Source organism: Plectonema cf. radiosum LEGE 06105 (genome assembly GCF_015207665.1).
GTDB lineage: Bacteria > Cyanobacteriota > Cyanobacteriia > Cyanobacteriales > Nostocaceae > Rivularia > Rivularia radiosa_A.
Genome location: NZ_JADEWL010000187.1, coordinates 1 through 10,619, shown reverse-complemented (window position 1 = coordinate 10,619; position 10,619 = coordinate 1). Strand labels below are relative to the sequence as shown.

At 38.5% G+C, this 10,619-nt stretch carries 8 protein-coding genes; 1 reads left to right on the top strand and 7 read right to left on the bottom strand.

The genetic code is table 11. The features are described from left to right. Positions 1-33 precede the first annotated feature (33 nt). From IQ247_RS29150 to IQ247_RS29120, 7 genes are all read right to left on the bottom strand, one after another. A complete protein-coding gene (locus tag IQ247_RS29150; RefSeq protein WP_193925327.1) occupies positions 34-933 on the bottom strand; it encodes a DUF5682 family protein in 900 nt (299 codons plus the stop codon). Positions 934-1,183: 250 nt separating this feature from the next. Continuing rightward, positions 1,184-2,326, bottom strand: coding sequence for an ATP-binding protein (locus IQ247_RS29145; protein WP_228060146.1), 1,143 nt, complete (start codon positions 2,324-2,326; stop codon positions 1,184-1,186). A gap of 165 nt (positions 2,327-2,491) precedes the next feature. Continuing rightward, positions 2,492-4,027, bottom strand: a complete 1,536-nt coding sequence (locus IQ247_RS29140; RefSeq protein WP_193925325.1) for a DUF5691 domain-containing protein — start codon at positions 4,025-4,027, stop codon at positions 2,492-2,494. Positions 4,028-4,207: 180 nt separating this feature from the next. After that, complete coding sequence (locus tag IQ247_RS29135) at positions 4,208-5,524, bottom strand: SWIM zinc finger family protein (protein ID WP_193925324.1); 1,317 nt, start codon at positions 5,522-5,524, stop codon at positions 4,208-4,210. Positions 5,525-5,596: 72 nt separating this feature from the next. After that, the gene (locus IQ247_RS29130; protein WP_322745599.1) at positions 5,597-6,007 is read right to left on the bottom strand and encodes a DUF6464 family protein; all 411 of its coding nucleotides are present in this window, start codon (positions 6,005-6,007) and stop codon (positions 5,597-5,599) included. Positions 6,008-6,458: 451 nt separating this feature from the next. Beyond that, the gene (locus IQ247_RS29125; protein ID WP_193925323.1) at positions 6,459-6,989 is read right to left on the bottom strand and encodes a hypothetical protein; all 531 of its coding nucleotides are present in this window, start codon (positions 6,987-6,989) and stop codon (positions 6,459-6,461) included. Positions 6,990-7,246: 257 nt separating this feature from the next. Continuing rightward, entirely contained in the window at positions 7,247-8,614 is a 1,368-nt protein-coding gene (locus IQ247_RS29120; RefSeq protein ID WP_193925322.1) for a helix-hairpin-helix domain-containing protein, read from the bottom strand. 439 nt (positions 8,615-9,053) lie between these two features. Here IQ247_RS29120 and gatA point away from each other — a divergent pair, with 439 nt between their 5' ends. After that, positions 9,054-10,517 (top strand): Asp-tRNA(Asn)/Glu-tRNA(Gln) amidotransferase subunit GatA, encoded by a 1,464-nt coding sequence (gatA, locus tag IQ247_RS29115; protein WP_193925321.1) that lies wholly within the window; start codon positions 9,054-9,056, stop codon positions 10,515-10,517. Positions 10,518-10,619 lie beyond the last annotated feature (102 nt).

The window sequence follows — 10,619 nt, the reverse complement described above, 5'->3', positions numbered from 1 at the left end:
GGGATGGGGAGATGGGGGGAAATAAACAACTCCTCACTCCTCATTCCTAACTCCTAATTCCTCACTCCTCACTCCTAACTCCTCACTCTTAACTCCTAACTCCTCACTCCTCACTCCCATTCCCCATTCCCAAAGATGATGATACCAACCCGGTGATTCGATACCCGCACCATAACCGCTGTTGTATGATAAACGTCCGTAAGTCCAGGGTATCCAGGTTGCTTGTACTTTTGTTTTAGGTAATTTTTTTAGTAAATCCGTATCTTCTTTAACGTTTGATGTCATAGAAAGTGCGGGAGCGTGCCAAGCACCACAAACAACCGCAATGCGTTCAAATCCTTCTTTTTGAGCTGCGCGGATGGTTTTCCGCATATATGCTTCGCGCTGAGCTTCGATGGGGTTTTCTAAAGGTGGCATTTCTTGACGCACGGCGGTCATTGCTTCTAGGATAGCGGTAAATATATTTACGCTATCTCCTCGTGTTTCTACCATATTCTCCCACCAACGATCGCGATCGCTATAACCTGCTGCTTCGGCAAGTAAACCCAATGGATCTTGAGCAATTTTGGATTTTGGATTTTGGATTTTAGATTCTTCTGATTGTTCTTCTTCTTTCATGCCCATGCGATGGGTAAGGGGTAAATCCATAAACCGCACGGGGATGTGATTACTTAATCCAAATTGTATCGCTTGCCACTCTGGAGAAAATACGGCAAAGGGATAATAAACGCTTTCTTTTGGGTTATCTGGAAGGTAAATTAATAATGCTACGGGGGGCTGCATTTGAGGTGAAGCAACCAAGGGTAGCAAGGATTCGGCATCGGGAGGTCCTTCAATTAGAATCACATCGGGTTGTAGTTTTTCTAAAGCTCGCCATAAGCTACGTGCGGAACCAGGTCCGTGATGGCGTATACCAAATATGTGAGTAGTCATGATTTAACCGCAGAGACGCGGAGGACGCTGAGGAATAAGGGAAGATAATTAGAGATTAATATATATATTTTCTAATTTAGCAAAAAGGCGCATTTCTACTACGCTCAATGCTCAAGAAGGTTTACTATGAAGAGGGTTGAACGAAGTCGAAACCCGGAAATTTAATGATTTAATTGTGCGTTACGGCATCATCTAATTAATAATCTACAATCAAAATTTCTCAAGCCGTAACACACCCTACAACTAACTATTAACTAACTTCCCTGCAAGCCAAATACAAATCTTGCCAATTCTCTCTTTCCTTGACGACAGTTTCTAAATACTCTCTCCACACAATTTTATCTTGAACTGGGTCTTTTATCACTGCACCAATAATTCCCGAAGCGACATCGGAAGCGCTCAAATTCCCATCACCAAAATGCGCTGCTAATGCCATTCCACTGTTAACTACTGATATTGCTTCGGCTGTACTCAAAGTACTTGTAGGAGATTTAATTTTAGTTTTCCCATCTTCGGTAACTCCGCTACGCAACTCCCTAAACACTGTGACAATGCGGCGAATCTCTTTTAATGCGGGGGGTTCTGCTGGTAATTCTAAAGCCTTTCCCAAGCTTTCCACACGGCGCTGCACGATGTCAATTTCTGCTTCTAGTGTCTTGGGTAAAGGTAAAACTACTGTATTAAAACGCCTTTTCAAAGCGCTGGATAAATCATTTACTCCCTTATCTCTATTATTTGCCGTTGCAATGACGTTAAAACCTTTATTCGCTTGCACCTCTTCTCCTAATTCGGGAATCGGCAGTGTTTTCTCGGAAAGGATAGTAATTAATGTATCTTGTACCTCCGCCGGAATTCGGGTTAATTCTTCCACCCGCGCCACCTTTCCATCTTCCATCGCTCGCATCAACGGACTTGCTACCAAAGCCGTCATTGAGGGACCATCAGCTAATAATTTAGCATAATTCCAACCGTAACGAATCGCTTCTTCACTCGTTCCCGCAGTACCTTGAATTAATAACTTAGAATCCCCTGAAATCGCTGCTGCTAAATGTTCCGACACCCAAGATTTTGCAGTACCCGGCACCCCAATTAACAACAATCCCCTATCAGTCGTCAAAGTGGCGATCGCAATCTCAATCACTCTTCTCTCACCGATATACTTTGGTGACACCTCAAACCCACTTTCCAACTTTCCACCCATCAAATAAGTCATCACTGCCCAAGGCGACAATTTCCAATTTGGCGGACATTGACGCTTATCCACCTTGCCCAATTCCTCCAACTCCTCAGCAAACTGTAGCTCAGCGTGTTCCCTTAGTAAAGTAGTTTCTTTAATTACCTTTTTATTCCTCTGCGTTTTCTGCGTCTCTGCGGTTTTATTTTCTTCAGGCATATTTATTTCCTTAAGGTGAGTTTGACAAATATAATCCCACAATCGTAACCACAATCAGAAGTCGGGTTTTTAAGTTAAATATTTGTCAGGCAAGAGAATCATTGTAAAAATCCGATTAAATATCTAATTTTTTATAAATTAAATAAATTATGGAGACGTAAAATTTTACGTCTCTACACTATTTAACGCTTTTATTATTTCATATCTAAACTGCAATTTGACCAAAAAATTATCAATAGCGTCAATGACGGATTTATGAATATTTTCGGTTGTTTCAAAGGTCAAATTATCGGCAGCGTGATGATATGTGGAAGCATCTATTTGTAAAGAAAATTTTTCTAAAGCCGAACTAAACTGCCAATTATTGACTTGATGATTGCTTTCCAGATAATTTTTGATACTTGATATTACAGCCTGACTAAGTTCTTGATTCCAGATATATGGAGTATTAATCAATAATGCAAAAGCAGGATTAGCAGAATTAAAAGGTATATTAGGAAACTGTAGCAAAACATCTAATATTAAATTTTGAGCTTGCGAATCAGACAAAATATTAAGCAATGCTTGAATCAAATCATCAGTATTACTTAAATGTTGACATAGCTTTGCAGTTACTTTCAATAAAGCCTCTGCCCATGCTGTATCCTTACTTCTAATCGTAGCCATTACCCAAGCTTCTAAAAATAATTTTTCCCATTTACTAGTTGCGACAATTTTAATTAGTTCATCAGGATTTTTTCGCCAGTCATTACTTAATATATTCGGTGGTACACAACCAAGCATTTGTAATAGTAAACTAGCTTTTTCTCCCAAAGAAGGTATATATTTCGATTCATCGATACCGTCTTGAGTCATTTCTAAAGTACATTTATTTGGTAATGTAACTTCTAGATTATTGTTATCCAAATTAAGTAAAGGACGAACTCTTTCTATCATCCTTTTGACAAGCTTTGATTCTGGGATTTGTAACAGCAATCGCGCTGCGGCATCTCTTACTAATTTACTTTTATCATCAAGTGCTTCCTCTAAAAATGTTTCATCTTCAATACTTAAACTAACTTCCAACGTTTCTAATAAACTTGCTCTTTCTTGAGATTTTTCTTTACTCCAAATATTTTGTAACTGTTTGCGTCCTTTTGCTGCTTGGGATTGACGCAATTCCGTTAACAATTTTTTTTTAGATTCTAAGCTACCACTTTTCCAAATTTTATCTGTATTTTCACTAATTGCATAATTCCACTCTGGGTTTTGGGCTGCTAACCAAATACCTCGCTTTCCTAAAACTGCTAAAATATCTTTTCGTAAATAATGCTGTCGTTTTCCTAATGTTAATAATTCAGGTAAATACTTCGGTGAAACAAGTTTTCCAGCTTTCGCTGTAATTTTTAACCACTCCGGTAAAAATGCACTGTATTCTCCACTCAACATCATTTGTAAATGTTGTTCTGAAAGTTGATTACAATATGGTAAATCATCCAATTCGCACGTTTTAGAAGTTATTTTATGTTCAATTGTGATTAATTTTCCAGCTTGTTGATAAAGAGAAATTGTCCCAGCAGCAGCAAGTAAACTTCCTTGCCGATCATTCATATCAAGACTATTAAAAACTTCATCAAATTGATTATTTTGTGTGATGATTTTTAACTCTTGTCTTTGAGTACCTACCACTGCCGTTTTTACTAAATTCTGCCAAATATTCATTTATTATTTATGGTTGATAATTTTTTGTGACGAGAAAAGTCGGGTTTTTTATCAAAACCTGACTTCTGTGATTATGAGCCTCAAATACATTATAAAAATGTTCTGCATCGTAACGAGAAAAAACCAGAAACAAATCCAAAATCTCAAGCTTGTACTGAGCGAAGCGAATATATCCAAAATCTAAAATCCCAAATTTACAAACCGATTTTCCACCCACACACTCAAAGGTAAAAAGTATTCTCCATCCCATTCACCGAATATATCAAGGGAATATCCACCGCTAAGTGCTAATAACTGCCAATTATAATTAAATCTTGATTTAACAGGAAGTAAACGTTTATCTTCATCGCGTACAAACCAATTATCATTTTGTTGAATCGGAATTACTTTACATAAAGTTATGGGAAATTGTTCTATCCAAGGGTTTTTGGCAAGAGCTTGGGAATATTCTTGCATCATATTTGAGATATTAGTATATCCGGGCATTCCATCCATCTGAGTTACTGCATCTTGACGAGTTTTAACTATTGCTCGTAAAGGATAAGCACTCTCGAAAAACACTAATTCCCCATCAATACAGCTTCCAGGTAAAAGACTACTATCCAATGGCTGATTACCGTGAGTAAAGTTAAGAATTAATGCTTTTTGTTGCGTTTGTTTACCGTAAAGCCAAATACGCTGTGTTTTCAAACGCTCTTCTTCTGCTAAACTCTGCCCCAAAATTAACCAAAAATCATTTACTCCTTGTTGTGTTAATAATTCTTGTTGACTTTGGGAAAAACCAATTTGAGTACGAATGTCTACTTGTACTGGATTAGTTAAATTCTCCAAATTATTGAAAGCCTTAATTAAAAGATATACTCGTCCTAATTGAGATAATAATTTTTCTTGCCATCCTGCACCAGAATAACAAATACTCCCCATTTGCCTTACCAAACGAGCGACACCCGGTGCTTGTGCATCTACTAACCTTGCTGCTGTATCATCCCAGAAACTATAAGGTTGACTTTGTGCTGCTGCTAACCCATTACTTACCAAATCCCGCAACCATACTTCCAAATCCTGCATTCCCGCAGTAACTTTATCTAAACGCTTGGCTGCACGAAGAGCTTGTGCATCGGGGTTTGAATATTTGTTTACTATTTCTTTCTCCTTAGTTTTTCTTTGATTGCGGGTTTCAAGCCAAGCATTCACCCATTCTGGCGGAATATTTACAGTAAACAACTCTTGCTTTTCTATCAACAAAAGAAACAAACCAATACAGTGCTTACACGGAGATTTACGACTGGGACAACTGCATTTAAAAGCGGGTTCCGTCAAGTCAATTTGGGTTAAATAGGGATTTTTTCCAGTTCCTTGACACTCACCCCAAGCTACCGTATCGTTGTAACCTAATGATGACCACTTACGAGAAGTAGCCAAAGCTTTACCATTTTGGGCTGAACTTGCATCTGGTGCTAGTGCCAAAATTTGTTCTTGCGTCCAGGTTGCAGACATTACTATTTAAAATAAAAACAAATACAAAAACTTAGAGATGGGAATCTACACCTTCTACCTTAGCTTCCCGACTCAGTGGAAACCAGAACAAGAGTCTCCGGCTCTTGTTAAGAATGGTGCAAGATGTGAAAGATGATGTTTCGTGAGACTAGCTTCCTTCCTTTCTTGATAAAAACGGCAACCATTACAAGGACCAGTTGGGTTGACAGCACACCTTAGATAACCAGAACGAGCATTATATTCACAGCTAATGTCCCCGACGAGATAACCTACTCCTTCTAAATAATAGCGATCGCTTTCCGTAGAGCTATGCTGAACCCGATGATCGATTCTAGGATTTTGACTTCTGGGGTGTCTGGGAAAGGTTGTAACCGCAGCCCGTTGTAAAAGCGTGCGTGTTCTAGCCCTATTCTTACGCATCAACCACAGTGAGAATAGGGACGGTAAGAAACCAATGGCAATCACCAAAAGTGTTTTTAGCACCTTATTTTTACCTCCGAATCTGCAAAGCTTACTGAACATGGGATTTTGCCGCTGAATGCGGATGGTTTACTCTAAGAATAAACACACTCTATAAAAAACAGCATAGCTCTAATCGCCAGAACCATAAATTTTACTTCAATTTTAATAATTTTTGTTTGTATAAATTGGGATTTAGCTTCAAATTTCAAGAAAAGCGACAGTTGCGCTATATTTATTTACCCTCAGACTAGAAGTCTGGGGCTATACAAGCAAAGCCCACCGGAGGTGGGCTAATTAAGTCAGCGGTACATCGCCGTGTAACGGCGGTGTCTGCGCTGTGGGGCGTTCCCCAGTGATTCATAATTAAACGGCATATATTTTATATATTTACTGCTCAGTTATCTCACTGCTTTGTGTTCTCTTTATATTAAAGCTATTTATAATACTTGAATACTATTAAAAATGACTTAACTTAATCCTTTATTGAATTTCTCCACTCCTCTAATTTGCGTATTGAAACCGATTTTGTCGTCACATTCATATCATTCCCGCGCCAATTAATTTCAGGATCTGTGGTAAAAACACCGCATTCTAATTCGTCCACCTGAATATTCCAATATTGGCCAAACCTATTTTTTAAAGTTATCACCTGCTCAAAAACTTTATTTCGGTGCTTATTTCTTCTTTTTCTTTCCGTTGCTCCCGATGCAGTCGTATCAATAAATTTAGTCTCAATTAAAAATAGTGTTCTATAGGAAGTCAAATAGACAAAATCGCATTTACCTAAATCCGTATAATCGGCAATAGGAGACTTTTCAAACAGCAACAACTCAGAACAATTAGGAAATAAGTTTTGGATATTCAAATACAAATAAGCCTGTAGTAGAAGTTCCTTATCATAGGGAAATCCTATTACACCTTCAAAAAACCTTTTTATATCTTCTTGACTTTGAGGTTGAATCCTTTTGCAGTATGAAACAAATTGATCTAACCCTTCAACCATTATCAAATTTTTACTCCTCACCCTGCTTGCCACCAACAACGTTATGGCATCAAAATATACTATTCTTTCGATAAAGATATCATCAGCAAAAGTAACTAAAAAACGATGAATCCTTTGCAGTGATAGGGTAATTTACTGTTGACGATTTTGCGGTCGCAAAGTAGAACAATTAAAATACAAAGTGTAGATTGACACAATATAAAAAGTGGGATAGGGGGATGGGGAGAAATTAACTGTCAACTGTCAACTGTCAACTGTCAACTTTTTAGCATCAGCGATTGAATGCGGGCGAAAAATCTCCCATTATGTAAAGCCATAATCGCGGTTGTTGAATCTTGCACCCAATATTGTCTACCAAAACGAACCATTTGACGGGAATTTTCACCTTGAATAATACCTATAACGGGTACTTTTCCTTTTTCTTTTTCATTTGATTGGTCTTGTAAATCTTTTAAAATTGTTCTGAGGCGATGATGTTCTTCAATAGTAGCTGCTTGTTGGGGAGTCATTTCAACGATGACTAATTCTACATTTTCTACTGGTTCTGCATCGTCAACTAATAATTGAGCTTGGTCATCTTTTTTATCAACTTTTCCCCAAATAATTAATTTTGCATCTACTTGCAAAACTTGATTTATTCGTTCGTAAATTTTCGGAAAAACAACCGCTTCCCCTGTTGTAGTTAAATCTTCAATTTGCAAAATTGCCATAGGATCACCTTTTTTAGTTATCACCTTTTTCACATTATTAAGTATGACAACCACACAAACCTTTGCTTCTTCTCCCTGAGATTTTAACTGCGTCATATTTATCGGAGAAAGAATCCGGGTTGATTTACGTATCGATTTGAGGGGATGATCGGACACATAAAAACCTAAAAGTTCTTTCTCCATTCGCAGCTTTTCTTGAGGAGGTAAATCAGGGACTTCCTTAGCTTTCGGAGGACTTAATACCGCATTCATTGCTGGATTCTTTACAGCAGAATCACCGCTCCAAGCACCACCGAATAAATCAAATAAATTCCCTTGTCCACTTGCTCTATCCCTAGCGCGGGACTGCGCCCAATCGTATACTAACTCTAAATCTTGAGTTAACTGATTGCGATTAGAGTTAATTTTATCAAAAGCTCCACAGTTAATCAAAGACTGTAAAGTGCGACGATTTACCGTACCCAAATCAACGCGATCGCAAAAATCTGCAAGTGACTTAAATACTTCTGTTTCTCTTGCTTCCAAAATGCAATTTATCGCATTTTCTCCCACATTGCGTATAGCAGACAATCCAAATAGAATTTTCCCGTCCGCCGGTGTAAAATCAACTTCTGAAGAGTTAATATCCGGCGATTCTATTTGAATACCCATATTCATACAGGTAGCAATATATTTTTGCACCTTATCTTTATCACCACTGTTGGCTGTCAACAGCGCCGTCATGTATTCTAATGGATAATTAGCTTTTAAGTAGGCAGTTTGATATGTAACATACCCATAGGCTGTAGAATGAGATTTATTAAAACAGTTAGAAGCGATCAAACCATTTTTGATCACAAAATTATGGTCGCGCTCTAAACCGATATCATATACAATCTGAGTATTTAAAGCTTTTCGAGATACAATTTTGACCATAATTCCCACCCCCAGAAAATCTGTAAAGTTAGTTTAATCTATATATTTTAATTTGTGAAATTATTTTAAGGAAGGTAATGGGTAATTGAGAATTGGTAATTGGTAATTGGTAATTGGTAATGGGTAATTGGTAATTGGTAATTGGTAATTGAAGTATATAATTGAAAGGGCGATAGCGAAGCTGCTCCCCAAGGGGGAGATCCTGTAGCGTGTCCATAAAAACTCCTTCGTAATTAATTATTTTCCCCCATCACCCATCACCCATTACCCATTACCCATTACCCATTACCCATTACCCATTACCCATTACCCATTACCCATTACCCATTACCCATTACCCATTACCCATTATCAATTTTTTATTTAAAATTAGCAGACTTCAACAAGATGTACTAAAATCAATCATTTGAGCTAGTTTGTATTTTGGGAGAAGTAATGCATGGCATCCATACGCGAATTGCACCAACAATTAATTGATAAAAAACGCTCTGCGGTTGAAATCACCCAAGAAGCTTTGAACCGTATCCAACAATTAGAACCGAAAGTTCATAGTTTCTTGCACGTCACCCAAGAACAAGCTTTACAACAAGCGCGAAAAGTGGATGCCAAAATAGCCGCAGGAGAAGAAATTGGTTTGCTCGCAGGAATTCCCATCGGAATCAAAGATAATATGTGTACCAAAGGAATTCGTACTACCTGCGCCTCGAAATTTCTCGAAAATTTTATACCACCGTATGAATCCACTGTCACACAAAAACTTGCTGATGCAGGTGCTGTCATGGTGGGTAAAACTAACTTAGATGAATTTGCTATGGGTAGTTCCACTGAGAATTCTGCATATCATGTTACAGCTAATCCTTGGGACTTATCGCGAGTTCCCGGCGGTTCCTCTGGTGGTTCAGCAGCAGCAGTAGCAGCCCAAGAATGCACGGTTTCTCTAGGTTCCGATACCGGAGGTTCAATCCGTTTACCCGCATCTTTTTGCGGTGTAGTTGGAATGAAACCAACTTACGGGCTAGTTTCTCGTTACGGTTTAGTAGCCTTTGCTTCTTCCCTAGACCAAATTGGACCATTTTCTCGCACAGTAGAAGATGCAGCCATACTTTTAAATGAAATTGCCGGATATGATCCCAAGGATTCTACCAGTTTAAAAGTTTCCATACCTAAATACACCGATAGTTTAAAACCAGATTTAAAACCCAGAGGCAAACTAAGAATCGGTATAATTAAGGAGACCTTTGGTGAAGGATTAGACTCTCAAGTAGAAGAAGCAGTTACCAAAGCCATCGATCTACTACAAGAATTAGGTGCAGAAATTCACATTGTTTCCTGTCCTCGGTTCCGCTACGGTTTACCCAGTTACTATATAATTGCTCCATCAGAAGCATCAGCAAACCTCGCTCGTTACGATGGCGTTAAATATGGTTATCGAGCAGAAGAAGCAGATAACCTTTTATCAATGTATACCCGTACCCGCTCTACAGGTTTTGGTGCAGAAGTAAAACGTCGGATCATGATTGGAACTTATGTTCTGAGCGCGGGTTATTACGACGCTTACTATCTCAAAGCTCAAAAAGTTCGGACATTAATCAAAGAAGACTTTGACAAAGCCTTTAAACAAGTTGATGTCTTAGCTTGTCCCACCGCACCAATAGCCGCATTTAAAGCAGGGGAAAAATCCCAAGATCCCCTTAATATGTATTTAACTGACTTAATGACAATTCCCGTCAACCTTGCAGGATTACCCGGTATCAGCATTCCCTGCGGCTTCAACGACGAAGGAATACCGATTGGGCTGCAATTAATTGGTAAAGTACTCCGAGAAGATCAGCTATTTCAAGTCGCCTACGCATACGAACAAGCTACAAACTGGCATTTACGTACACCGAGTTTAATTAGTTAGGAGTTAGGAGTTAGGAGTTAGGAGTTAGTTGACAGTTGACAGTTGACAGTTGACAGTGGACAGTTGACAGTTAATTTCTCCCCATCTCCCCATCCCCCCATC